The sequence below is a fragment of the Frigoribacterium sp. CFBP 13729 genome, assembly GCF_014841875.1.
Taxonomy (GTDB): Bacteria; Actinomycetota; Actinomycetes; order Actinomycetales; family Microbacteriaceae; genus Frigoribacterium.
In genome coordinates this window covers 165,027-188,084 of record NZ_JACYUR010000002.1, presented here as the reverse complement: position 1 = coordinate 188,084, position 23,058 = coordinate 165,027, and the positions used below count along the sequence as shown (strand labels likewise).

23 protein-coding genes and 1 pseudogene are annotated in these 23,058 nt (G+C 72.3%); 9 read left to right on the top strand and 15 right to left on the bottom strand.

Going from position 1 to position 23,058, the window contains the following annotated elements; translation table 11 throughout:
- Positions 1–19: 19 nt before the first annotated feature.
- The 5 genes from IFT77_RS07315 to IFT77_RS07295 all read right to left on the bottom strand — a co-directional run bounded on the left by IFT77_RS07315 (position 20) and on the right by IFT77_RS07295 (position 2,325).
- Positions 20–343 carry a hypothetical protein gene (locus tag IFT77_RS07315; RefSeq protein ID WP_192040898.1) on the bottom strand — a complete coding sequence of 108 codons (324 nt, stop codon included), beginning with the start codon at positions 341–343 and terminating at the stop codon, positions 20–22.
- A 76-nt stretch (positions 344–419) separates the two neighbouring features.
- On the bottom strand, positions 420–812 hold the full coding sequence (locus tag IFT77_RS07310; protein ID WP_192169631.1) for a hypothetical protein: 393 nt from the start codon (positions 810–812) through the stop codon (positions 420–422).
- A 94-nt stretch (positions 813–906) separates the two neighbouring features.
- Entirely contained in the window at positions 907–1,254 is a 348-nt protein-coding gene (locus tag IFT77_RS07305) for a hypothetical protein (RefSeq protein ID WP_192169630.1), read from the bottom strand.
- 9 nt (positions 1,255–1,263) lie between these two features.
- Positions 1,264–1,506 carry a hypothetical protein gene (locus IFT77_RS07300; protein ID WP_192040895.1) on the bottom strand — a complete coding sequence of 81 codons (243 nt, stop codon included), beginning with the start codon at positions 1,504–1,506 and terminating at the stop codon, positions 1,264–1,266.
- A gap of 48 nt (positions 1,507–1,554) precedes the next feature.
- Positions 1,555–2,325 carry a LysR family transcriptional regulator substrate-binding protein gene (locus tag IFT77_RS07295; RefSeq protein WP_192040894.1) on the bottom strand — a complete coding sequence of 257 codons (771 nt, stop codon included), beginning with the start codon at positions 2,323–2,325 and terminating at the stop codon, positions 1,555–1,557.
- Positions 2,326–2,461: 136 nt separating this feature from the next.
- Between IFT77_RS07295 and IFT77_RS07290 the strand changes: the two genes are divergently transcribed.
- From IFT77_RS07290 to IFT77_RS07280, 3 genes are all read left to right on the top strand, one after another.
- On the top strand, positions 2,462–2,911 hold the full coding sequence (locus tag IFT77_RS07290) for a DUF5997 family protein (RefSeq protein WP_192169629.1): 450 nt from the start codon (positions 2,462–2,464) through the stop codon (positions 2,909–2,911).
- Positions 2,912–3,014: 103 nt separating this feature from the next.
- Complete coding sequence (locus IFT77_RS07285; protein WP_192169628.1) at positions 3,015–3,911, top strand: neutral zinc metallopeptidase; 897 nt, start codon at positions 3,015–3,017, stop codon at positions 3,909–3,911.
- A 136-nt stretch (positions 3,912–4,047) separates the two neighbouring features.
- Positions 4,048–5,049 (top strand): NADP-dependent oxidoreductase, encoded by a 1,002-nt coding sequence (locus tag IFT77_RS07280; protein WP_192169627.1) that lies wholly within the window; start codon positions 4,048–4,050, stop codon positions 5,047–5,049.
- A gap of 68 nt (positions 5,050–5,117) precedes the next feature.
- Here IFT77_RS07280 and IFT77_RS07275 read toward each other — a convergent pair whose 3' ends face one another.
- A complete protein-coding gene (locus IFT77_RS07275; protein ID WP_192169626.1) occupies positions 5,118–6,008 on the bottom strand; it encodes a carbohydrate kinase family protein in 891 nt (296 codons plus the stop codon).
- 139 nt (positions 6,009–6,147) lie between these two features.
- On the opposite strand from IFT77_RS07275, the gene IFT77_RS07270 reads away from it, so the two are divergent.
- Positions 6,148–7,107 (top strand): ROK family protein, encoded by a 960-nt coding sequence (locus tag IFT77_RS07270; protein ID WP_371740973.1) that lies wholly within the window; start codon positions 6,148–6,150, stop codon positions 7,105–7,107.
- A gap of 175 nt (positions 7,108–7,282) precedes the next feature.
- Entirely contained in the window at positions 7,283–8,326 is a 1,044-nt protein-coding gene (locus IFT77_RS07265; protein WP_192040889.1) for an NAD(P)-dependent alcohol dehydrogenase, read from the top strand.
- 177 nt (positions 8,327–8,503) lie between these two features.
- Here IFT77_RS07265 and IFT77_RS07260 read toward each other — a convergent pair whose 3' ends face one another.
- The 4 genes from IFT77_RS07260 to IFT77_RS07245 all read right to left on the bottom strand — a co-directional run bounded on the left by IFT77_RS07260 (position 8,504) and on the right by IFT77_RS07245 (position 13,286).
- Positions 8,504–9,043 (bottom strand): MarR family winged helix-turn-helix transcriptional regulator, encoded by a 540-nt coding sequence (locus IFT77_RS07260; protein WP_192169625.1) that lies wholly within the window; start codon positions 9,041–9,043, stop codon positions 8,504–8,506.
- Positions 9,024–10,970: an MDR family MFS transporter gene (locus IFT77_RS07255; RefSeq protein ID WP_197980680.1), complete on the bottom strand. Its 1,947-nt coding sequence runs from the start codon at positions 10,968–10,970 to the stop codon at positions 9,024–9,026. The genes IFT77_RS07260 and IFT77_RS07255 overlap by 20 nt, the downstream gene beginning before the upstream one ends.
- Positions 10,971–11,250: 280 nt before the next feature.
- A complete protein-coding gene (locus tag IFT77_RS07250) occupies positions 11,251–12,393 on the bottom strand; it encodes an AI-2E family transporter (RefSeq protein ID WP_192040887.1) in 1,143 nt (380 codons plus the stop codon).
- An 83-nt stretch (positions 12,394–12,476) separates the two neighbouring features.
- Positions 12,477–13,286, bottom strand: coding sequence for a glycosyltransferase family 2 protein (locus IFT77_RS07245; protein ID WP_371740972.1), 810 nt, complete (start codon positions 13,284–13,286; stop codon positions 12,477–12,479).
- Between the two features lie 31 nt (positions 13,287–13,317).
- Here IFT77_RS07245 and IFT77_RS07240 point away from each other — a divergent pair, with 31 nt between their 5' ends.
- On the top strand, positions 13,318–13,869 hold the full coding sequence (locus tag IFT77_RS07240; protein WP_192040885.1) for a metallophosphoesterase: 552 nt from the start codon (positions 13,318–13,320) through the stop codon (positions 13,867–13,869).
- Here IFT77_RS07240 and IFT77_RS07235 read toward each other — a convergent pair.
- Positions 13,866–14,840, bottom strand: coding sequence for a thioredoxin domain-containing protein (locus IFT77_RS07235; RefSeq protein WP_192040884.1), 975 nt, complete (start codon positions 14,838–14,840; stop codon positions 13,866–13,868). The two genes, IFT77_RS07240 and IFT77_RS07235, sit on opposite strands and share 4 nt — an antisense overlap.
- A 276-nt stretch (positions 14,841–15,116) precedes the next feature.
- On the opposite strand from IFT77_RS07235, the gene IFT77_RS07230 reads away from it, so the two are divergent.
- On the top strand, positions 15,117–16,217 hold the full coding sequence (locus IFT77_RS07230) for an ABC transporter ATP-binding protein (protein WP_123547868.1): 1,101 nt from the start codon (positions 15,117–15,119) through the stop codon (positions 16,215–16,217).
- A gap of 204 nt (positions 16,218–16,421) precedes the next feature.
- Entirely contained in the window at positions 16,422–17,732 is a 1,311-nt protein-coding gene (locus IFT77_RS07225) for a DUF4032 domain-containing protein (RefSeq protein WP_133738344.1), read from the top strand.
- A gap of 117 nt (positions 17,733–17,849) precedes the next feature.
- Here the strand turns inward: IFT77_RS07225 and rlmB are convergent, their stop codons facing one another.
- The 4 genes and pseudogenes from rlmB to IFT77_RS07205 form a co-directional block, all read right to left on the bottom strand.
- On the bottom strand, positions 17,850–18,890 hold the full coding sequence (gene rlmB / locus IFT77_RS07220) for a 23S rRNA (guanosine(2251)-2'-O)-methyltransferase RlmB (protein WP_192169624.1): 1,041 nt from the start codon (positions 18,888–18,890) through the stop codon (positions 17,850–17,852).
- The gene (gene cysS, locus IFT77_RS07215) at positions 18,887–20,305 is read right to left on the bottom strand and encodes a cysteine--tRNA ligase (RefSeq protein WP_192040883.1); all 1,419 of its coding nucleotides are present in this window, start codon (positions 20,303–20,305) and stop codon (positions 18,887–18,889) included. Before cysS ends, rlmB begins: the two co-directional genes overlap by 4 nt.
- A 134-nt stretch (positions 20,306–20,439) precedes the next feature.
- Positions 20,440–21,756 (bottom strand): annotated as a pseudogene (gene ispD / locus IFT77_RS07210) (2-C-methyl-D-erythritol 4-phosphate cytidylyltransferase); the annotation flags it as partial.
- Positions 21,746–22,228, bottom strand: coding sequence for a CarD family transcriptional regulator (locus IFT77_RS07205; protein WP_043597211.1), 483 nt, complete (start codon positions 22,226–22,228; stop codon positions 21,746–21,748). The pseudogene ispD and the gene IFT77_RS07205, both read right to left, overlap by 11 nt.
- Positions 22,229–22,363: 135 nt before the next feature.
- Between IFT77_RS07205 and IFT77_RS07200 the strand changes: the two genes are divergently transcribed.
- Entirely contained in the window at positions 22,364–22,993 is a 630-nt protein-coding gene (locus IFT77_RS07200) for a hypothetical protein (RefSeq protein WP_192040881.1), read from the top strand.
- Positions 22,994–23,058 lie beyond the last annotated feature (65 nt).

The window sequence follows — 23,058 nt, the reverse complement described above, 5'->3', positions numbered from 1 at the left end:
CGCGGGCTTCTGGGCCCCGTCAGGCCCCGCAAAGTGGCAAGCCACTCGCCCCTGCCGCGGGGACGAGCGCGTTGAGCTCGTCGACCAGCCGGGCCATCCGGTCGACTCCGAGCCTGAGCACGAGGGACTCCGAGAACCAGTGCGCCCAGACGTCCTCGACGTCACGCACGGTCACGGCCCCCTCTGCGAGGAGCACACGGGCCAGGTCGAGGGCCTCCGGCTCGTACTCGTCTGCCGGAGGCCCCTCCGGCGTGCCGGGCTCGAGACCGTACGGGTCGACCGCGGTGAGGACGGCCAGGACCGCCGCGACGGTCAGCCGGTGGCGGCGGGTCCTCTCCCTCATCCGACGATCATGCACCAGGGCACAGGCTCGGCGAGCGCGTCGGACGGCCGGGAGGCCTGCGGACGGGCTCGACGCCTCAGCCGGAGCCGGCGCCGTCGGCCGGCTGCTCACGGGTCCGGACGACCCGCAGCAGGAGCAGCACGGTGACGAGCCCCCCGAGGGAGCCTCCGACGACGAGCCCGAGGCCGTCCGTCGGATCAGCCCGGGACCACCCCGCCAGTCCGACCGCCACTCCCACGGTCAGGAGGACCGTGGCGGAGAGCAACACGACGACGTGGACCTCGCCCGGAGAGCCCCGCCGCGCACCCACCCTCGCGATGCCCCAGGCGCACGCCGCCACGACGGCGCCGAGAGGGAGGCCGACCACGGCCGCCGCGGCCACGAGGAAGGCCAGGCTCCAGAGAGCCGTGCTCGCCGGTTCGCCCGGAGCCGACTGCGGCAGGCCCTGGCCCACGAGGGAGCACGTCATCGCGAGGGCGCCGGTGAGGGCACCTCCGAACAGGCCGGCTCGCCACGTCTGGCCCCAGGTGATGCGGGCGGTCCGCCTCGGCGAGCGACGCCTCCTACTCACCGGAGGCCCGCCGAGAGAGCCAGCGGGGCAACCGGGAACGCCACGCAGCTCGGCGAGCGCGGCGGGCGGCGTCCCGGTGCGCCTCCTCGTGGGCACGGCGCGCACGGTCCATGATCTCGTCGCCCCTGGTCGGGGGGGTCCATTCGCGCCCCGGCGTCGAGAAGAGGCCGATGCCGACCACCATGAAGGTCGCCCCCGAGAGGACGACGAGCAGGGGATGCCCCCGGCCCCTGTCGCTCGGAGCACCCGACAGCCACTGGTCCGTGGCCCACAGGCCGACGACGAGGACGACCGCTCCGAGGACGACGAGGAAGACACCCGACACACGCCATCTCCACACGCTGCGACCCTAATGCCCGCGCCGCGCCTGCCAGCGGTTGACGAAGAAGACCACGATCCCGAGGGTGGTCAGTACGAGCCCCATGACCAGCCACACGATGTCGTCGCCGGGGCTGCGCCCGATCGCCGCCCGGACGACGAGGAACGACCCGACCACGACCGCCACACAGGGCAGGACGTCGCGCAGGGGGTTGAACCTCAAGCGTCGGAACCGCCTCGGGACCGGCTTCTCGCCGTCGGTGCTCTCGCTCATGTGCGTCAGCATGCCAGGCGGGCCGGGCCAGCCAGCAGGAGGCGCGGGTCAGCGGCCGCGGCGCGGGCGGCTGCGGCCGGTGCCGCGCTGCGGCCCGCCGCGACCGCCGGGCGGCGTCTTCTTCTGGCCGGGCCCCGAGCCGCGACCGCCGGCCGCGCCCTTGCCGCCCGCGGCGCCGCCCTTGCCGGGACCCTTGGCCTTGGCGGCGGGCGCCTCCTGGGCGTCGTCGTCGCGCCTCCTCGACCGGCTGCTGTTGCGGGTGCGTCCGCGGACGACCCCGATGAAGTCGTCGATGTCGTCGTCGAGCTCGCCGATCGGCCAGACGAGCGCGATCGTCGTCGGCGGCACGTCGGAGAGGAACCGGTGCGTCACGCCCGAGCGTCCGTGCAGCCGGGCGAGCGACTGCGGCATCACGGCGACGCCGGAGCCGGTCGCGACCACCTCGATCGCCTGCGCCTCGTCGAGGGCCGGGTCGAGATCGTGCCGTACCTCGCCGGAGAGGTCGGCCAGCGAGAGCTCGTCGTCCTTGCCCGCGGCGGCCAGCGGGTGCTCCTTGCCGAAGCAGACGACGGCGCGCTCCTCGTAGAGCGCGATGGACGAGAAGTCGTCGCCGAGCGCCAGCGGCAGCCGGGCCAGCACCATGTCGACGCGGTCGTCGCCGCGGAGCACGTCGAGCACCTCGGTCGCGTCGCCCGTCACCTCGACGACGTCGAGGGGCAGGTCGTCGCGCCGCTCCTCCCAGAGCCGCGACCACTTCGAGAGGGTCACGCCGGGCACGAAGCCGATGCGGAAGGAGGCGCGGCTCGGCTCGGTCGTCATCGCGCCAGGCTACCGGGCGGCCTCCGTCCCCTGGCCCGTGGCCCGTGCCTCCTCCCGTGTCAGGCGCCCCTGTCGCCCGTCCACAGGCATGGGCGGCGGCCCCGGCTCCGGTCCGCCCGGGCGGTACCCTTGCGGGATGACCTCGGAGACCCCCAACGGCAAGAGCCCGCAGACCCTCAAGCCCTTCACGGCCGCGAAGAAGCTCGGGGTGCACCTGCCGGCGACCCCCGAGTCGTTCCAGGCCAGCCCCGTCACCCGCGAGGAGTTCGCCGAGCTGACCGCGAACCCGCCCGAGTGGCTCGCCGAGCTGCGTCGCACCGGCCCGCACCCGCGCCCCGTCGTCGCGCAGAAGCTCGGCGTCACGATCTCGGGCCTCGCCCGGGCCGGCGTCGACGACGCGCTCACCACCGACCAGATCCACGCCCTCCTCGAGGAGATGCCGCAGTGGCTCGTCACCGAGCGCGCCAACCTCGCCGAGGTGCGCGACGAAGAGCTGCGCGTCAAGGAGCGCGACGCCGGCCGTGCCGTGCTGCGCGCCGAGCGCGAGGCCGCCGAGCAGGCCGAGCAGGAGCGCCGCGGCCTCTAGCGGCTTGCGGGCCCCTGCCCAGTCCCGGCCCCGACCCCGGTCCGGGCCGCACCCTCCCCTCCCCTCCGGTCCCTGGTCTCGCCGGGGCAGTAACGTCTGCTCCATGTCCTTCAACGACGACACCCGCATCGACAGCAGCAAGGTCAAGCGCGCGGGCCGCGGCCGCACGACCGGCATCGCCGCGGGCGGGGTCGGCATCGTCGGCGTCATCGTCGTCGCGCTGATCAGCCAGTTCACCGGCGTCGACCTCTCGGGCCTCGTCGGCGGTGCGCAGGTCGGCCCGGCACAACAGGTCGAGGGCGAGGCGCTCGAGGGCTGCACCACGGGCGCCGACGCGAACGCGAGCATCGACTGCCGCATGGCGGGGGCCGCCGACTCGCTCGACACCTACTGGGCCTCGGCCGCCCCTCAGGTGGGCATCCAGGGCTACGCGAGCCCCGAGTTCTTCCTCTTCACCTCCTCCGTCGACACGGGCTGCGGGGGCGCCACCAGCGCGACCGGGCCCTTCTACTGCCCGCCCGACCGTGCGCTCTACGTCGACACCGACTTCTTCGACCAGCTGCGCGAGCAGTTCGGCGCCTCGGCCGGGCCCCTCGCCCAGATGTACGTCGTCGGGCACGAGTGGGGCCACCACATCCAGCAGCTGAGCGGCGCGTTCGACCGCGCCGACCGCAGCCAGACGGGCCCCGGCTCCGACACGATCCGCCTCGAGGTGCAGGCCGACTGCTACGCCGGCGCCTGGGTGGGCTCCGCGACGACGATCCAGAACGAGTTCGGCGAGACGTTCCTCGAGCCCGTGACGCGCGAGCAGGTCGCCGACGCGCTCGACGCCGCCGCCGCGGTCGGCGACGACCGGATCCAGGAGGCGTCGGGCGGCCGGGTGGACCCCGACACCTGGACGCACGGCTCGGCCGACCAGCGCACGAAGTGGTTCGAAGCCGGTCGCGCCGGCGGCCCGACGGCGTGCGACACCTTCAGCGTGCCGACGAGCGAGCTCTAGCCGCACCGAGCGCCGCTCGGTGGCGCCGGTGCCGCCCCGGGCCGCTCCGCGAGCGCACGACAGAACTCCCAGCCCGTTCTCGACCCGCCGCGCCTCCTCAGGAGCAGACTCGGCTCACGTCGCGAGGAGGCACGCCATGGTCAAGACAGGCAGAGCAGTGGAGTACGACCGGTACGGGGAGATCGACGAGCTGCACTTCGTCCCGCAGCAGTTGCCGGTCCCGGCCGACGACGAGGTCGTCGTCGAGGTCGTGTGCGCCGGGCTCAACCACATCGAGAACTTCACCCGCGCGGGCGACTTCCAGGACCGCCTCCCGCAGACGTTCCCGGCCCACCAGGGCTCGTGCTTCGCGGGCATCGTCAAGAAGCGCGGCTCGGCGGTGCGCGACCTCGCGGTCGGCACCGAGGTGATCGGCCACGCCGTCGGCGGCGGCGCCCACGCCACCTGGATCACCGTCCCGGCCACCGCGGTCGTCCGGAAGCCGAGCAGCGTCTCGTGGGAGGTCGCGGGCGGGCTCTACCTCGCCGGCGCCACCGCCTACGACATCGTCCGTTCGCTGCACCTCGGCGAGGGCGACGTCGTCGTCATCACCGCCGCGGCGGGAGGCGTCGGCCACATCGAGTGCCAGCTCGCCCTGGCGGCCGGAGCCAAGGTGATCGGCACCTGCAGCCCCGGCAACCACGACTACCTGCGCCAGATCGGCGTCACTCCCGTCGACTACGGCGAAGGACTGCAGGAGCGCATCGAGAAAGCCGCGGGCCGCCCGGTCACGGCGTTCATCGACAACTTCGGCGGTGACAACCCGGCGCTCAGCACCGCGCTCGGCGTGCCCGAGTCGCGCTTCAGCTCGAGCGAGCACCGCCTCGACGTCGAGATCCGGTTCATCACCGCCGAGCGCGGCGACACCGAGCCGTCGATGATCCTGGCGGCGCTCGCGAAGCTGATCGCCGACAACAAGGTGCGGGTGCTGATCTCGGGCTTCTACCCGTTCGACAACATCGCGCAGGCCTACGAGGACCTCGCCGAGCACCACTCCCGTGGCAAGGTCGTCGTCGGCATGCAGCCCGTCGAGACCGGCGCCCGCTCGCACTGGTACCTGTCGGCGAAGGCCCGCACGCTCGCCGAGCAGCGCGGCTAGGACCGGCTCACCACCGTCGAGTGGTCAGTCNCCAGTGAGGCGAAGGCCGGGAGCTAGGGCGCCGGGAGCTAGGGGCGGCGGAGGAGTGCGCCGGGCGCGCGCACGGTCGCGGCCGCGACCCGCATCGCGTCCGTGAGCGCCGCCTCCCAGTCGACGCTCCCCGGGCCCGCCGACCGCGCGAGCGACGACGCCACCACGGAGGCGAACGTCGCGTCGCCCGCGCCCATGGTGTCGACGACGTCGCCGTCCAGCGACGCGATGCCCTGCCGCAGCGGCGCGTGCCCGGCGAGCGTCAGGCTGGCCCCGTCGGAGCCGCGCGTCGCGAGCACTCCCCCGGCGCCCGACGCGAGCAGCGCCTCCTGCCACTCGTCGAGCGTGCCGCCGGCGACCAGCGCCGCGTCGTCCTCGCCGATCTTGACCAACGAGGAGGCGGCGGCGGCGGCAGCGAAGCCGGTCGCGAAGGCCTCGGGGTCGCGCAGGAACCCGGGGCGCGGGTTCGGGTCGACGACGAGCCGCCGCGGCTCCGCGCCCACGGCGGCGAGCAGCCGCTCGGTCAGCCGGGCGTCGTCGAACGGGTACGAGCTGACGGCCACGAGCGGCGCGGCCGCGATCGCGGCGAGCTGCGCCTCGCCGAAGTCGAGGCCGCGGGCGACGGCCGCGTCGCTGAAGGCGTAGGTCGGCTCACCGTCGACGCGCTCGCTCACCGCGCGGCCGGTGCCGAGCGGGTTGGTCGTGGCGACGAGCTCGACGCCGTGCTCGGCCAGGTACGAGCGGATCGACGCCCCGTCGGCGTCGTCGCCGACCGAGGCGAGCAGCGTGGTGGCGACGCCGAGCCGGGCGAGCCCGACGGCGACGTTGAGGCCGGCGCCGCCGACGTGGTCGTCCGATCCGGAGGGGGTGCGCAGCTCATCGATGAGGGCGTCGCCGATGACGACGACGCGGCGTGCAGACTGGTCCATGTCGACACCCTACGGGCGGCTCGGGCGGGCGCAGGCCGCCGGCGCACCGGACGGGCGAGCCCCGTCGCCGCACCGGGCTCCCGTCGTGCGGCCCTCGCCCCTCGCCCGCCCGGACCGGGCGCCGCACTACGCTGGCGCGGTGACTGACTACGCTCTGGCCGTCGACGTCGGCGGCACCAAGGTCGAGGCCGCGCTCGTCGCGGCCGACGGCGTCCTCTCCCTCGGCAGCCGCGACCGCCGCCCCACCGGCCACGACTCGACGAGCGACCAGCTGGCCGACGCCGTCCGCGACGTCGTCCGCCACGCGCTCGCGGCGCTCGGCGACGACGACGTCCTCGTCGGCGCCGGCATCGGCAGCGCGGGCCCGGTCGACCTCGTCGAGGGCACGGTCTCGCCGATCAACCTTCCGTCCTGGCGCGGCTTCCCGCTGCGCGCGCTCGTCCTCGAGCTGTTGGCCGAGGCCAGCGACAGGCCCGACGCCGACACCGCCGACCTCCCCGTGACCCTCCGCCTCGACGGCGTGAGCCTCGCCCTCGCCGAGCACTGGGTCGGCGCCACGCAGGGCGTCGACAACGCCGTCGCCATCACCGTCTCGACGGGCGTCGGAGGCGGGCTCATCGTGAACGGCCGCCTCCTCTCGGGCGGCACCGGCAACGCCGGCCACATCGGCCAGATCCAGATCGCCGACCGCCCCGCCGGCGAGAACGCCTGGGCCGCCACCCTCGAGGTCATCGCCTCGGGCCCCAACGTCGTGCGCTGGGCGCAGCAGCAGGGCTGGCAGGGCGAGCGAGGCGAGGACCTCGCCGCCGGGTACGTCGCCGGCGACGAGATCGCCGTCGCGGCCGTGCGCCGCTCGGCGAACGCCGTCGGCGAGGCCATCTCGTCCGTGACGACGCTGCTCGACCTCGACGTCGCCGCGATCGGCGGGGGCTTCTCTCGTGTGAGCGACGACTACCTCGACCTGGTCAGGGCCACCGTCGAGGAGGCGCCCGTCAACGGCTACGCCCGTCGCGTCCGCGTCGTCCGCTCCGGCCTCAGCGACGAGAGCCCGCTCGTCGGGGCCGCCGCCCTCGTCTGGCAGGCCGACCTGCTCGGCTGAGCCCGCGCCTCCTGCGGCTCCGTCCGAGTCCGGACGAAGGCTGTGTGAGAACGGTTCCCGTCAGGAGCCGGTGTCGGCGGCCGTGCCTAGGCTGGACGCATCCCCACGACGACGTCGGGATCCCGCGCGCCCGCACCCGGGTGCGCACGACCCGCCACCACACGGAGGTATCTCCATGCCCACCACCGTCCCCGTCATCCAGACCCCCTCGGCCGGCGCGCCCTTCGAGCGCTCGACCATCCAGCTGCGCGACGTCGGCCCGAACGACGTCCAGATCGACATCGCCTTCGCCGGCGTCTGCCACAGCGACATCCACCAGGCCCGCGAAGAGTGGGGCAAGGCCATCTTCCCGATGGTCCCCGGCCACGAGATCGCCGGCGTCGTCACCCAGGTCGGCTCCGACGTGAGCAAGCACAAGGTCGGCGACCGCGTCGGCATCGGCTGCTTCGTCGACAGCTGCCGCGAGTGCGAGAACTGCATCGCGGGCGAGCAGCAGTTCTGCGTCAAGGGCAACGTGCCCACCTACAACGGCCGCCAGTACTCGGGCGAAGAGACCTACGGCGGCTACGCCAAGCAGATCGTCGCCGACGAGAACTACGTGCTGTCGATCCCCGAGGGCATCGCGCTCGACGAGGCCGCGCCGCTGCTCTGCGCCGGCATCACGACCTACTCCCCCCTGAAGCACTGGGGTGCCGGCCCCGGCAAGAAGGTCGCCGTCGTCGGCATGGGCGGCCTCGGCCACATGGCCGTCAAGATCGCGCACGCCATGGGCGCCGAGGTCACCGTCATCAGCCAGACGCTGTCCAAGCAGGAGGACGGCCTCAAGCTCGGCGCCGACCACTACTACGCGTCGAGCGACCCTGAGACCTTCAAGCAGCTGCGCAGCTCGTTCGACCTGATCATCAACACGATCTCGGCCGACATGGACATCGACGCCTACGCCCGCACCCTCCGCCTCAACGGCACGATGGTGTTCGTCGGCCTGCCCGAGAACCCGCAGTCGTTCGGCGCCGGCTCGCTCATCGGCGGCCGTCGCAGCCTCGCCGGCTCGAACATCGGGGGCATCCCCGAGACGCAGGAGATGCTCGACTTCTGCGCCGAGCACCACATCGGCGCCGAGATCGAGACGATCAGCGCCGACGACATCGACGACGCCTACGAGCGCGTCGTCGGCAGCAAGGTCCGCTACCGCTTCGTGATCGACACGGCCACGATCTAGCACCTGCACGACGAATGCCCCCTCCCGCACCGGGAGGGGGCCTTCGTCGTCTGTGGCGCAGGGATGCGTGGCTCGGCTCGCCGACGGACCACCCCGAACCAACGTGAAAGGGACGGCGAACGCCGATCCGGCCAGCCGGCCAGGTCGACGACGCAGCACCGAGGAGGCGCGGGTCGCCTACCGCGGGTCGGCGGGCGTGTTGAAACGGTGCAGCCAGCCGGCGAACTCGCCGAGCTCGTCGTCGGTCCAGCCCTCCACGTGGCTGCGGAACACGGCGCGGTTCTCGTGCCGCACCTCCAGCATCCGGGCCTCGGCGCGGTCGGTGCTGCCGAGCGTCATCACGCGGCCGTCGGCGGCGTCGGGCACGACGTCGACGAACCCCGCCTCGCGCAGCAGGGCGACCTGGCGGCTGACGGCGCTCTTGTCGAGGGCCATCGCCTTGACGATGTCGCCAGCGGTGCAGGGCTGGTGCTTCATGACGTAGCGGAGCACGTAGAACGCGGTGGGCGGCACGTCCGGGTCGAACCGGGAGGCCGCCGCGGCGATCGTCCGCTTGGCCTCGACCATCATCGAGCCGATCTCGTCGACGACGCTCGCCATCAGGCCCTCGCGGCCGTCGTCGTCCGGGCTGGCCAGCCGCGGTGCGGTGAAGCGGACCGGGCGCGGTGCGTCTAGCACCGCGCCCGCGGGCGTGCCGTCATCGGTCGGCTGCGACATCCTTCTCCTCGACCAGGGACGAGAACACCGGGCTCTCGGCCAGTTCGTCGTCCGACACGGGGTGGCCTGCCACCTCGGCGGCACCGGTGGCGATGATGGTGTCGATGGTACCGGTGCCCGTCGTGGCGTGGGAGTGGTGGCGTCGCCCGGCCGCGGCCGCCGCCGGAGCCGTGCGCGTGTCCCTCCCCGTGCCCGCAGGGTCGACGACGGGCTCGTCGTCGCCCTGGTCGACGGGCGACGTGGGAGCGGGCGTCGAGGCGCCGTCGGTCGTGCTGGCGGGTGCACTCGACACGGACGGGGCGAGCCCTGCCGTGGCCGCGACGCCCTTCTCGACCGCCGAGGCGTCGTCAGGGTCGGCAGCAGCCGCACCGGCACCAGCAGCACCGGAACCAGCCGCACCAGCACCGTCACCCGACGCGGCAGCCCGCTGGATGCCGGTCTTGGTGCCGAGCTCGACGTTCGGCAGCAGGCAGACGAACACGATGGTGATGACGGCGAGCGGTGCCGCGATGAGGAACACGTCGGCGACTCCCTGGCCGTAGGCCGACTCGATGATGGTGCGGATCGGGCCGGGAACGGTGCTGAGGTCGGGGATGCTCGTCGAGCCGCCGCTGCCGAGGGCGCTGGGGTCGACGCCCGCGTCGGTGAGGCCGTCGGTGATGTAGCCGGAGACCTTGGTGCCGAGCACCGCGCCCATGACCGAGACGCCGATGGTGCCGCCGAGGCTGCGGAAGAACGCGACGCTCGAGGAGGCGGCGCCCACGACGCTGACGTCGACCGAGTTCTGCACGACGAGCACGAGGTTCTGCATCACCATGCCGATGCCGAGGCCCATCATCGCCATGAAGACGGAGACGATCGCGAAGTTCGTGTCGTACTCGATGGTCGACATGAGGAACAGGCCGGCCGCCAGCAGGATCGAGCCGACGATCATGTAGGGCTTCCACTTGCCGTACTTCGAGATGAGCGCGCCGGCGACCATCGACGAGATGAGCAGGCCGAGCACCATCGGCAGGGTCAGGATGCCCGCCATGGTAGGCGACTGGCCGCGGGCCAGCTGCATGTACTGGCCGAGGAACACGCTGGTGCCGAACATCGCGACGCCCACGCTGAGCGAGGCGACGACCGCGAAGGTGAAGGTGCGGTTCTTGAAGAGCGTCAGGGGGATGATCGGCTCCTTCGAGCGGAACTCCACGACGACGGCCAGCGCGAGCAGCACGGCCGCGCCGACGCCCATCAGCCAGCTGGTGGTCGAGGCCCACTCGAACTGCTTGCCGCCGAGCGACACCCAGACGAGCAGCAGCGAGACGCCGCCGGCGATCAGGCCGGCGCCCCAGTAGTCGACAACGACGGCCTTCTTGGGCTTCGGGGGCAGGTGCAGGGTGCGCTGGATGACGATGAGCGCGGCGACGCCGACGGGCACGCCGACGAAGAAGTTCCACCGCCAGCCGATCGAGTCGGTCAGGACGCCGCCGAGCAGCGGGCCGCCGATGGTGCCGACGCTCATCACGGCGCCGAGATAGCCCATGTACCGGCCGCGCTCACGCGGGCTGATGATGTCGCTCATGACGACCTGCACCAGGGCGGTGAGGCCGCCGGCGCCGAGGCCCTGGAACACGCGGAACGTGATCAGCGTCGCGGTGTTCTGCGAGAACCCGGCCGCGACCGACGCGAGCACGAAGAGCACGAGCGCCACCTGCAGGAGCACCTTGCGGTTCGTGAGGTCGGAGAACTTGCCCCACAGCGGCGTGCTGACGGTGGTCGCGAGCAGCGTCGCCGTGATGACCCAGGTGTACGAGGTCTGGCTGCCGTTCAGGTCGCTGACGATGCGCGGCAGCGAGGTCGACACGACGGTCGACGAGAGGATCGCCACGAGCATGCCCATCAGCAGGCCCGACAGGGCCGTGAGGACTTCGCGGTGGCTCATGCCGGGCGCTTCGCCCGGCTCGTGCGGCGCGGCGGGCTTCGTGCCCGCGCCCGCGGCAGCGGTGGTGGTGGTCTGCGACAAGGTCGGCTCCGTGGTGACTCTGAGATGTGGGGGCCCGGACGTCGTCGGCCAGGTAGTTGTAGAACCACAACCATACGCCTCAGTTGACGATCCGCAACCATTTCCGTGCAGATCGCGCACATTTTTTTGGACCGGGACACGAAGGAGGCGCGGTGCCCGTCGAACGGACACCGCGCCTCCTGCGCGCACCAGCGGTGAGCTAGCGGACTTCTTCCGGTCTCTTCTGCCGGAACATCTCCGCCGGCTGGTCCGGCCCCTTCCAGACGCCGACGATGCCCCAGGCGACGGCCGTCAGCGGCACGGCGATCACGGCGCCGACGATGCCGCCGAGCACTGTGCCCGCGGTCAGGGCGACGAGGATGACGAGGCCGTGCAGCTGCAGCGTGTGGCCCATCAGCACGGGCTGCAGCAGGTTGCCCTCGAGCTGGTTGACGAGCACGACGACGGCGATGACCCAGATGGCGTCGATCGGCCCGTTGGCGACGAGCGCCACGAGCGCAGCGAGGATGCCGGCCGCGGTCGCTCCGACGAGCGGGATGAACGCGGTGAGGAACACGACGACGGCCAGCGGCAGCGCGAGGGGCACCCCGATGATCCAGAGGCCGACACCGATCCCGATCGCGTCGACGGCGGCGACGGTGGCCGTGCCGCGCACGTACCCGCCCAGGGTCGACACCGTCTTGTCGCCGATGCGGCGCGCACGGGCGTACTGCTGGCCGCGGAACGGACGGAGCATGAACTCCCAGATGGCCGGCCCGTCCTTGAGGAAGAAGAACAGCACCACGATCATCAGCACGAGGCCCGTGGCGAAGCTGCCGACGGCACTCGCGCCGGCGAGGGCGCCCGAGCCGAAGGAGGCGCTCGTCAGGAAGTTCACGACGGTGTCGCGGACGTTCTCGACCTGCTCGTCGGTGATCGAGAACGGCAGCGTCGTGATGAAGTCCTGCAGCTGGCCGATGCCCTTCTGCGCTGACGAGACGAGCGACGACGCCTGGTTCTCGACCGCCCAGACGACGAGCCAGCCGACGAGGCCGAGCACGCCGAGGATGCCGACGAGGGCGATCAGCGTGGCGAGCAGCGAGGGCACCCGGTGGTGCCGCAGCCACGACACCACCGGGTGCATGGCCGACGCGAAGATGAGGGCGAGGAGCACTGGGATGGTGACGAGGCTCAGGGTCTTGAACGAGTAGATGAGGCCTGCGACGACCACCACGACGACGATGATCTGGATCGAGCGCGTGGCGAGTCGCCCGAACGGGTCGCCCCACTGGTTGGCCTGGGTGGCGACTGCCTGCGCGGCGTCGGCCGTCGCGTCGCCCTCGCGGCTGCGGAATATGGCCACGTGGTGTCCTCTTCGTCTCGGTGCGCCGGTCTCGGCGGCACGGGTCGTCGACCCCAGCGGTCGACCGCACCCATCGAACCGCGTCAGCGTGCCCGAGGGCCGGATCTCGCCCGGCGTGCCCCGCCCGATCCGCCGCCCGTCAGCCCCGCGCGCAGCGAGAACGGGTCGCGGCGCCACCAGCGGACGAACGGCACCCCGTCCCGTCCGTGCACCGCGAACGACCGGACGGCACGCGTGCTGCGGAGCCACTGTCGGCCGCCACGCGCGAACGGGCGGGCCGAGATCGCCGTGACGACGTCGCGGCGCCACACGATGCGCCCCGGCTGCCCGAGCACGAGGTCGCCGAGGTGCACCGCGAGGTCCATGTCGTCGTGCAGCCCGGCGTCGCGGCGGTGCACCTCGTCGCGCACCGCCTCCCAGGCCGAGCGCCGCATCATCATCGTCGAGCCGAAGAGCGGCCAGTGCGCGAGGCCGGCCCCGACGAGCACGTGGTAAGCCCCGACGTAGCCGAGCGAGAGGATCCGCTGCAGGCCCACGGGGGCGTCGTAGAAGCGGGCGCCGGTGCTGACCGCGACGGTCTCGGGGTGCTCGGCGAAGCTGCGCGAGAGCTCTGCGACCCAGGTGCGCGGCAGCACGCTGTCGGCGTCGCAGCGCCCCACGAGGTCGCCGAGCGCACCGTCGTAGCCGGTCGAGGCCGCGGCGGCGATGCCGACGACGGGCTGGTGCAGCACGCGGGCGCCCGCGGCGAGCGCGACGGCGACGCTGTCGTCCGAGCTGCCGTTGTCGACGACGACGACCTCGTCGGGCAGCACGGTCTGGCGGGCCAGCGACCGCAGGCAGACCTCGAGGTGACGTGCGTCGTCGCGGACCGGGATCACGACGGAGACACGCACGGCCCCATCCTGCCCGCCTACCCTGGGCGCCATGAGCACCTCCGTCGTCGTCGTGTCCGACACCCACGTCCCGCAGAAGGCGAAGGCCGTGCCCGCGGCCGTGTGGAGCGCGGTCGAGAGGGCGGACGTCGTCGTCCACGCGGGCGACTGGACCGGCGTGCCGCTGCTCGACGAGCTCGAGGCCAGGGCCCGCCTCCTCGTGGCCGTCTGGGGCAACAACGACGGCGACGACCTGCGCGCCCGCCTGCCGGAGGTGGCCCGCACGACGATCGACGGGGTCCGCCTCGCCGTCGTCCACGAGACAGGGCAGAAGGAGGGGCGCGAGACCCGGATGGACCGCGCCTTCCCCGAGACCGACCTGCTCCTCTTCGGCCACAGCCACATCCCGTGGGACACGACCACCCCGGCCGGCCTGCGGCTGCTGAACCCCGGCTCGCCGACCGACCGTCGGCGCCAGCCGCGGGCCACCTACCTCACGCTCACGCTCGACGCCGGCGCGGTGCGCGACGTCGCGCTGCACGAGCTGCCGCTGCGCACCGACGCGCTCGACGGGGTGCTGCCGCACCCCCGCATGACGACCTAGCCGGCGGGCGTCTCGGCCGGCGCCTCCTCGGCGGGTGCCTCGGTCGACGCGGGCGTGGGCGTCGCGGTCGCGGCGTCCGCGTAGCTGTTGCCGGCGGCGGTCACGACGAAGTTGCGGAACTCCTCGTTGGTGAACGGCTGGCTGAACTCGTACTGCTGGCCGTTGACGAGCACGGTGGGGGTGCCGCGGAACGACTGGACGTTGCTGTTGGGCAGGGGACCGTCGAGCGCGCGCTCGGTGGCCGCGCCCACCCACGACGCGAACTCCTGGTCGTCGATGCACTGGGTGATCTGCGACGCCGACGTGACCCCGTCGACGCCGGTCGCGATCTCGGCCAGGCGGGCGTCGTCGAGACCCCGCGTGCCCTCTTCTGGCTGGTTCTCGAACATCGCCGTGTTGAAGTCGAAGAACGAGTTCGGCGAGTAGTTCGCGACGCACGCCGCCGCGTTGGCGGCACGGTTCGAGTACTTCGTGCCGAGGGAGCTGTTGGTGAGGATCGCCACCGGGTGGTACTCGACCGTGGCCGCGCCCGACGAGACGAGGCCGGCGATGTACTCGTTGTTCGCCTGCTCGAAGCCGCCGCAGATCGGGCACAGGTAGTCGAGGTAGATCACGATGTCGACGGTGTCGGACGACGCGGTCGTCTCGGTGGCCGTGGGCTCGTCGTCGGCACCGAGGGCCGGGGTCGTCTCGGCCACGAAGTCCTGGCCGATGCGGATGCCGTCGCTGGCCATGTTGGCGGGGCCGGGGCCGGCGGGACGGATGCTGTTGGTGATCACGACGACGACGGCCACGACGATGGCGAGCACCACGACGACGAGGCCGCCCTGCAGCAGCCAGCGGCTCGTCTTCTGGCGCCGCTTCTGCTTCTTGCGGGCGAGCTGGGCGCGCTCACGGGCGGCTGCGCGGCGCTGGTTCTTGGTCGCGTTCTTGCTCAGCGGCTCGGAGCCTGAGGGGCCGATGTCAGTCATGGAACGGTTCTCCGATGCGCGACGAGGTCGCGGTCGCGTCGTAGGGGGCTGAACGGGCCCGAGGAGGTGGAGGGCCCGGTCGATGGTACGAGCGCGGACTGGGAAAAGTCCAAACAACCCGTGGCCGGATCGTGACTCCGTGGCCCCCGGAGAGGTGGGGATGAGTCACCTCCTGTGGCATGCTGGGCGGAGTGGTCACCGCTGACCCAGGGTGATCACCAATCCGTTCACGAAGGATCGTCCGGCACGTACCTGCCGGTGAAGGAGAAATGAATCATGGCGTCCGTGACGTTCAGCAAGGCAACCCGTCTCTACCCCGGCTCGACCCGTCCCGCGGTCGACGCGATCGACCTCGAGGTCGCCGACGGCGAGTTCCTCGTCCTCGTGGGCCCCTCGGGCTGCGGCAAGTCCACCACCCTGCGCATGCTCGCCGGCCTCGAGGAGGTCAACAGCGGCGACATCTTCATCGGCGACCGCAACGTCACCGACGTGCCCCCGAAGGACCGGGACATCGCGATGGTGTTCCAGAACTACGCGCTGTACCCGCACATGACCGTCGCCGAGAACATGGGCTTCGCGCTCAAGATCGCCGGCGTCGGCAAGGAGGAGCGGGCCACCCGCGTCCTCGAGGCGGCCAAGCTGCTCGACCTCGAGCCCTACCTCTCGCGCAAGCCCAAGGCCCTCTCCGGTGGTCAGCGCCAGCGCGTCGCCATGGGCCGCGCCATCGTGCGCCAGCCGCAGGTGTTCCTCATGGACGAGCCGCTGTCGAACCTCGACGCCAAGCTGCGCGTGCAGACCCGCACCCAGATCGCCTCGCTCCAGCGCCGCCTCGGCGTCACCACGGTCTACGTCACGCACGACCAGACCGAGGCCCTGACCATGGGCGACCGCATCGCGGTCCTCAAGGACGGCGTCCTCCAGCAGGTCGGCACCCCCCGCGACCTGTACGAGAAGCCGCAGAACGTCTTCGTCGCCGGCTTCATCGGCTCCCCCGCGATGAACCTGCTGCCCGCCGACGTCGTCGCCGGCGGCATCCAGTTCGGCACCGCGGTCACCGCCGTCGACCGCGACACCGTCGGCCAGGCCAACGGCACGAGCGTCACCATCGGCGTCCGCCCCGAGGACGTCGTCGTCAACACCGCCGGCGAGGGCCTCGCGGTCACCGTCGACGTCGTCGAAGAACTGGGTGCGGACGGCTACCTCTACGGCCACACCGAGGTGAGCGGCCAGCGCGTCGACATCGTCGTGCGCGTCGACGGTCGCAACCACCCCAAGCTGGGCGAGACCATCCACATCACGCCCCAGGCGCACCACGTGCACGTCTTCGACACCGAGTCGGGCGAGCGCCTCGGCGACAAGGCCGTCGTCAGCGCCTAGCGACACCCTGATCGGCCCGTCGAGACCGTCCGGAGCAGCGCTCCGCACGCCTCGGCGGGCCGTTCGGCTGTCCGCTGCCGCAGCTCCTGCGTGACTCGGCCCGCGCCTCCTGCGACACTGGCCCCAGCCGTGCGTCCGTCTCCCGTCAGACCGCCGGCTCCTTCGCCCGCACTCCCCCGGTCCCGCCACCCCCTGAAAGCGACCATGAGCGACTCCCTCAACATCACGTCCGCCACGGCCGACCCTGCCCTCCTCGACCTGCCCTGGGCGCTGCCCCTCGACGAGTGGCCCGACGACGCGATCGCGACCCTGCCGAAGGGCATCTCGCGGCACCTGGTCCGCTTCGCGCACCTCAGCGGCTACGTCATCGCGATCAAGGAGACCTCGGGCGAGATGGCCCGCGGCGAGTACGAGATGCTCCGCACCCTCCAGCGGATGGACATCCCCTGCGTCGACCCGCTCGCCGTCATCACGAACCGGCACGACGTCGACGGCAGCCTGCTGAACCCCGTGCTCGTCACCCGGCACCTCAAGTTCTCGCTGCCCTACCGGGCGCTCTACTCGCAGACGCTGCGGCCCGAGACGGCGACGCGCCTCGTCGACGCGCTCGCCCTGCTGCTCGTGCGCCTGCACGTGATCGGCTTCTACTGGGGCGACGTGTCGCTCTCGAACACGCTCTTCCGTCGCGACGCCGGGGCCTTCGCGGCCTACCTCGTCGACGCCGAGACCGGCAAGCTCTACCCGGGCGGCCTGTCGAACGGACAGCGCGAGAACGACCTCGAGGTCGCCCGCGTCAACATCGCCGGCGAGCTGCTCGACCTCGAGGCCGGCGGCCGCCTCGACGACAACCTCGACGCCGTCGACGTGAGCAACGGCATCGTCGCCAAGTACCGCAGCCTGTGGACGGAACTCACCGGCAGCGAGACCTTCGACAGCTCGGAGCGCTGGCGCATCAACGACCGCGTCGAGCGGCTGAACGACCTCGGCTTCGACATCGAGGAGCTGGCGATCAAGACCACCGAGGGCGGCACGCAGGTGCGGATCCAGCCCAAGGTCGTCGACGCCGGGCACCACTCGCGCCGTCTGCTGCGCCTCACGGGACTCGACGTCGAGGAGAACCAGGCCCGCCGCCTCCTGAACGACCTCGACGCCTACCGCCTGCGCACCGGCCAGATCGACGCCGACGAGGAGATGGTGGCGCACGAGTGGGCCGCCCGTGTCTTCGAGCCCGTCGTGCGGTCGATCCCCCGCGAGATGCGCGGCCGGCTCGAGCCCGCCGAGGTGTTCCACCAGCTGCTCGAGCACCGCTGGTACCAGTCGCAGCAGGAGGGCCGCGACGTGCCGATCGCCGAGGCGCTGACCTCGTACATCAACGACGTGCTGCGCCACCGCCGCGACGAGCGGACCGTCATCGCGCCGGCGACCGAGTCGATCCGGCTGCCCGACGACGAGCTCGACGGGGACGACGACGAGGCCGAGGACGACGAGCTCGAGGACTGGCGCGCGAAGGTCTGACGACCGCGGCCGCCGGCCACCAGACCGCCGAACACCCCGGAGTGGACGGAACACCCCGCATCGACGGGGTGCTTCGTCCACTGCGGGGTGTTCGCAGCAGGACGACGCGAGGAGGCGCTACTTGCGCTCGGCGCGCAGCTTCGAGATCTCGTAGAGCGTCACGCTCGCGGCCATGCCGGCGTTGAGCGACTCGACGGCGGTCGTGATCGGGATCGACACCACCGCGTCGCAGGTCTCGGCGACGATGCGCGAGAGGCCCTTGCCCTCGCTGCCGACGACGACGACGAGCGGGCGGTCGGCGAGCTCGAGGCCGGGCAGCATCACGTCGCCGCCGCCGTCGAGGCCGAGCACGAAGACGCCCTGCTCCTTGAACGACTTGAGGGTCTGCGTGAGGTTCGCCGCCATCGCGACGGGGACACGGGCGGCGGCGCCGGCCGAGGTCTTCCAGGCGGAGGCGGTGAGGCCGACCGAGCGACGCTGCGGGATGATGACGCCCTGGCCGCCGAACGCGCCCACGGAGCGGATGATCGCGCCGAGGTTTCGGGGGTCGGTGATGCCGTCGAGCGCCACGAAGAGCGGGGTCTGCTGGCGCTTGACCGAGGCCTCGAGCAGGTCGATCGGGTGTGCGTACTGGTACGGCGGCACCTTGAGGGCCACGCCCTGGTGCACGGAGTCGGGGCCGGTCAGGCGGTCGAGCTCGGGGCGCATGACCTCGAGCACGGGCAGCCCGCGACGGGTCGCCAGCGTGAGGATCTCCTTGGTGCGGTCGTCCATCTCGATGCGCGCGGCGATGTAGAGCGTCGAGGCGGGGATGCGCGTGCGCAGCGCCTCGAGCACCGAGTTGCGGCCGGTGACCATCTCGCTGTCGTCCGCCGTCTTCGGGCGTCGACGCGGCGCCTCCAGCCCGCCCCGGCCGGCCACGGCCGACCCGGCGCGCGGGCCGTTGCCGGCGCGGCCGCGGGCGGCGTCGAGGCGCTCGCGCGCCGCCTTCGCCTTGCCTGCGGGGTGGTACGGGCGGTCCTCCGCGGCGGGTGTGGGCTTCTTGCCCTCGAGCGCCTGGCGCCCCTGGCCGCCGCTGCCGACCTGCTTGCCCTTGCTGCCCTTGCGGACGGCGCTGCTGCTCGGCCGCCCCTTGTTCGCTCCGCTGGTGTTCTTCACTGTTCGAGGCTCCAATGCGACCCGCTGGGGGTGTCTTCGATGGTGATGCCGGCGGACGCCAGCATCTCGCGTACGCGGTCGGCCTGCGCGAAGTCGCGCGCGGCCCTGGCTTGCTGACGCTGTGCGAGGAGGGTCTCGACGATGGTACCGAGCGCGCGGTGCGCGTCGCCCTCGTCGGCGCCGCGCCACTCGGGCGCGAGCGGGTCGACGCCGAGCACCGCGACCATGGCCTGCACGTGCTGCCACTCGCGGGCTGCCGCGTCGAGGTCTCCGTCGTCGAGCGCGGAGTTGCCGGTGCGCACGGCGTCGTGCAGCACCGCCAGCGCCTGCGGCACGTTGAGGTCGTCGTCCATCGCCTCGGCGAAGTCGTCGGGGACGACGCGCGCACCGACGCCGGCGAAGCGGGTGCCGGCGAGGCGGCGGCCGGCACGGGAGAGGAACGTCTCGATCCGATCGAGGGCCGCCTCGGCCTCGAGCAGCGCGCCGTCGTGGTAGTCGATCGTCGAGCGGTAGTGCGCCGAGCTGAGGAACCAGCGGACGACGACCGGACGCGCCGCGGCGAGGAACTCGCTCGCGAAGATCGAGTTGCCGAGCGACTTCGACATCTTCTGGCCGTCGACCGCGACGAGGCCGTTGTGCAGCCAGTGGGAGGCGAAGGCGTCGCCCGCGGCCGTCGACTGCGCCAGCTCGTTCTCGTGGTGCGGGAACCGCAGGTCGAGACCGCCGCCGTGGATGTCGAAGGCGGTGCCGAGGTAGCGGCGTGACATGGCCGAGCACTCGATGTGCCAGCCGGGACGTCCGTCGCCCCACGGCGACGACCACGCGGCGGACGCGGGCTCGTCGGCCTTCGCGCCCTTCCACAGGGCGAAGTCGCGCGGGTCGCGCTTGCCGCGGGGATCGGCGTCGGCGGCCGGCGCCATGTCGTCGAGGCCCTGGTTCGTCAGGGCGCCGTAGGTCGGCCAGCTGGCCGTGTCGAAGTACACGTCGCCCGAGTCGTCGGGCGCGACGTAGGCGTGGCCCTTCTCGATCAGCGTCGTGACGAGCTGCTGCATCTCGGTGACGCTCGCGGTCGCGCGCGGCTCGTAGGTCGGCGCGAGCACGCCCAGCGCCTGGTACCCGGCCGTGAACTCGAGCTCGTAGCGGTACGCGCGCGCCCACCACTCCTCGTCGGTGCCGCTCGACAGGGCGAGGATCTTGTCGTCGACGTCGGTCACGTTGCGCACCAGCGTCACGTCGAGCCCGCGGTAGGTGAACCACCGGCGCCACAGGTCGTAGACGAGGGCGCTCCGGAGGTGGCCGATGTGCGGCGACGACTGGACCGTCGGCCCGCAGACGTACAGCCCGACCTTGCCGGGGACGAGGGGGACGAAGTCGACGAGCGCCTGCTCGCGCGAGTCGTAGAGGCGGATGGTCACGCGGATCGGTCCGTTTCGGTGGTGTCGGTCTGGTCTGGCCGGTCGGTCTGGTCGGGCTGGTCTCGGTGGTCGCCGGTGCCCGTCGTCGAGGTGCCCCGAGGAGGCGCGGTCCGCTCCCGAGGCTCGACCACCGACACCAGCGCGGTGGCGATCGCGGTCACGCCCTCGCCACGGCCGGTGAAGCCGAGCCCGTCGGTGGTGGTCGCGGAGACGCTGACGGGCGCGCCGACGACCTCGATGAGGCGCGCCTCCATCTCGAGGCGGCGGGCGCCGATGCGAGGACGGTTGCCGATCACCTGGACCGCGACGTTCACGACGTCGAAGCCCGCGTGCGTGAGGCGCTCGAGCGCCGCGGTGAGGAAGACCTCGCCGCTCGCCCCGGCGAAGCGCGGGTCGGAGGTGCCGAAGACCGAGCCGATGTCGCCGAGGCCCGCGGCGGAGAGCAGGGCGTCGACCACGGCGTGCGCGACGGCGTCGCCGTCGCTGTGGCCGGCGAGGCCGGCCTCGTCGGGGAAGTGCAGGAGGCCGAGGTGCAGCGGCTCGTCCGCGTCGAAGGCGTGCACGTCGACGCCGAGGCCGGTGCGGAGCCGGTCCGCGGCGGCACGGACGCCGTCGGCGGGAGAGGATCCGCCGGATCCGCCGGCACGCTCCGCGACCAGCGTCTCGGCGCGGCGCAGGTCCCAGCTCGTGGTGATCTTGAACGCGGCGGGGTCGCCCGCGACGACGACGACCTCGTGGCCGGCCGCGGCGAAGAGCGCCGCGTCGTCGGTGAACTCGACGACGGGAGCCACGTCGTCGGCAGCCTCGACCTCGGGGGTCGTCACGGCACCGACCACGGCGGCGGACGCGTACGCGGCGTCGAGCTCGGTGCGAGGGAACCCCTGCGGGGTCTGGACGGCGACCAGCTCGGAACGGTCGACCGTGCCGACGACCCGGCCCGCGCCTCCTGCGGAGACCTTCTTGATCGTGTCGGTGACCGGCAGCCCGGGGACGACGCCGTGCCCCGTGGCCTCCACGGTCTCGGCGACGAGGTCGAACTGGCTCGTGGGCGTGAAGGGGCGTGCGCAGTCGTGCACGAGCACCGTGCGCACGTCGGGCGCGACGGCGGCGAGGCCGGCCGCGACCGACCCCTGACGGCTGTCGCCGCCGACGACGACGGTCACGTGGTCGGCGGCGACGCCGGCGACGTCGCGCACGAGGACGGTCGCCTCGTCGACGAGCGCGGCGGGCACGACGACGACGACGTGCGTCGGGACGGACGAGGCGAAGACGGCCTCGAGCGAGCGCTCGAGGATGCTGCGGCCCGCGACCTCGACGAAGGCCTTGGGGCGGCCCTGGGCAAGTCGGGTGCCGCTGCCCGCCGCTACGACGACGACCGCGCGGACGGTACCGCCGAGGGGTGAGACCCCGGGGGCGCCGACCGCGCGGTCGTCGGTGGTGCTAGGAGGCAAGAACCTCGTCGAGGACGCTCGACGCCTTCTCTTCGTCCGTCTTCTCGGCGAGCGCGAGCTCGCTGATCAGGATCTGACGAGCCTTGGCGAGCATGCGCTTCTCGCCGGCGGACAGCCCGCGATCCTGGTCGCGGCGCCACAGGTCGCGGACGACCTCGGACACCTTGATGACGTCGCCGGACGCGAGCTTCTCGAGGTTCGCCTTGTAGCGGCGGGACCAGTTGGTGGGCTCTTCGGTGAAGGGGGCGCGGAGCACGTCGAAGACGCGGTCGAGCCCTTCTTTGCCGATCACGTCGCGGACGCCGACCAAGTCGACGTTGTCCGCGGGTACTTCGATGGTCAGATCACCCTGGGTGACGCGAAGCTTGAGGTACAGCTTCTCTTCGCCCTTGATGATCCGCTTCTTGACTTCAGATATGGTCGCGGCCCCGTGATGGGGGTAGACGACGGTCTCTCCGACCTCGAACTGCATGAATCAGGCTCCGTTCTGCGGCACCCAGGATAACATGCGCACCCCTCGGCCAGGCATGCCTGAGAAGCCGGGGTGCACGGCATCGCCTAGGCTAGACGAGAACCCTTGCCGTGAACTGGAACCTGGAGGTCACCCGTGCGAGTCGGACCTGTGCTCGAGACGAACTCGACGGTCGCCCGTGCGCGACGCTTCTCCCGCGGGGCCGCCGTCACCGCGACCGCCCTGGCCGTCGTGACCCTGGTCGCGGGCTGCAACTTCATCAGCCCCCAGCGCACCACCAAGATCTACGACGCGAGCGACGGCACGAGCATCACGGTCGGCGACGTCAAGGTCCGCAACGCGATCGCCCTGACCGACGACGGCGCCGAGGCCAGCCTCGTGATGACCGTCATCAACGAGAGCGACGACGCGGTCGAGGTGTCGTTCCAGTACGAGACCGAGTCCGGCGACGAGACGCAGACCGTCGAGGTCGAGGCCCGCTCGCAGGTCGACCGCGGCACGAGCACCGACGTCGACCAGTTCGTCATGACCGACCTCGACGTCACCCCCGGCCAGCTGCTGCCGGTGTTCGTCCAGTACGGCACCGAGACGGGCAAGATGCTCCAGGTGCCCGTCCTGACCGGCGCCCTGCCCGAGTACGCGACGCTGCTCCCCACCCCGACGCCGAGCGGCGAGGCGGTCGAGCCCGGCGAGACGTCGACCCCGTTGCCCGAGAGCGACGTCCAGGAGGCGGAGCCCAGCCCGTCGGCCACCGCCGACCGCTAGCCCCGGCTGCCGCAGCACAGCGGCCACACGAGAGAGGCCCGGCCCCGCAGACGCGGGGGCCGGGC

Excerpts from the sequence above, each read along its gene's own strand:
- IFT77_RS07315 (WP_192040898.1), bottom strand. The coding sequence starts at position 343 with ATGAGGGAGAGGACCCGCCGCCACCGGCTGACCGTCGCGGCGGTCCTG.
- IFT77_RS07310 (WP_192169631.1), bottom strand. The coding sequence starts at position 812 with ATGACGTGCTCCCTCGTGGGCCAGGGCCTGCCGCAGTCGGCTCCGGGC.
- IFT77_RS07300 (WP_192040895.1), bottom strand. The coding sequence starts at position 1,506 with ATGAGCGAGAGCACCGACGGCGAGAAGCCGGTCCCGAGGCGGTTCCGA.
- IFT77_RS07295 (WP_192040894.1), bottom strand. The coding sequence starts at position 2,325 with ATGACGACCGAGCCGAGCCGCGCCTCCTTCCGCATCGGCTTCGTGCCC.
- IFT77_RS07290 (WP_192169629.1), top strand. The coding sequence starts at position 2,462 with ATGACCTCGGAGACCCCCAACGGCAAGAGCCCGCAGACCCTCAAGCCC.
- IFT77_RS07285 (WP_192169628.1), top strand. The coding sequence starts at position 3,015 with ATGTCCTTCAACGACGACACCCGCATCGACAGCAGCAAGGTCAAGCGC.
- IFT77_RS07280 (WP_192169627.1), top strand. The coding sequence starts at position 4,048 with ATGGTCAAGACAGGCAGAGCAGTGGAGTACGACCGGTACGGGGAGATC.
- IFT77_RS07275 (WP_192169626.1), bottom strand. The coding sequence starts at position 6,008 with ATGGACCAGTCTGCACGCCGCGTCGTCGTCATCGGCGACGCCCTCATC.
- IFT77_RS07265 (WP_192040889.1), top strand. The coding sequence starts at position 7,283 with ATGCCCACCACCGTCCCCGTCATCCAGACCCCCTCGGCCGGCGCGCCC.
- IFT77_RS07260 (WP_192169625.1), bottom strand. The coding sequence starts at position 9,043 with ATGTCGCAGCCGACCGATGACGGCACGCCCGCGGGCGCGGTGCTAGAC.
- IFT77_RS07255 (WP_197980680.1), bottom strand. The coding sequence starts at position 10,970 with ATGAGCCACCGCGAAGTCCTCACGGCCCTGTCGGGCCTGCTGATGGGC.
- IFT77_RS07240 (WP_192040885.1), top strand. The coding sequence starts at position 13,318 with ATGAGCACCTCCGTCGTCGTCGTGTCCGACACCCACGTCCCGCAGAAG.
- IFT77_RS07235 (WP_192040884.1), bottom strand. The coding sequence starts at position 14,840 with ATGACTGACATCGGCCCCTCAGGCTCCGAGCCGCTGAGCAAGAACGCG.
- IFT77_RS07230 (WP_123547868.1), top strand. The coding sequence starts at position 15,117 with ATGGCGTCCGTGACGTTCAGCAAGGCAACCCGTCTCTACCCCGGCTCG.
- IFT77_RS07225 (WP_133738344.1), top strand. The coding sequence starts at position 16,422 with ATGAGCGACTCCCTCAACATCACGTCCGCCACGGCCGACCCTGCCCTC.
- IFT77_RS07205 (WP_043597211.1), bottom strand. The coding sequence starts at position 22,228 with ATGCAGTTCGAGGTCGGAGAGACCGTCGTCTACCCCCATCACGGGGCC.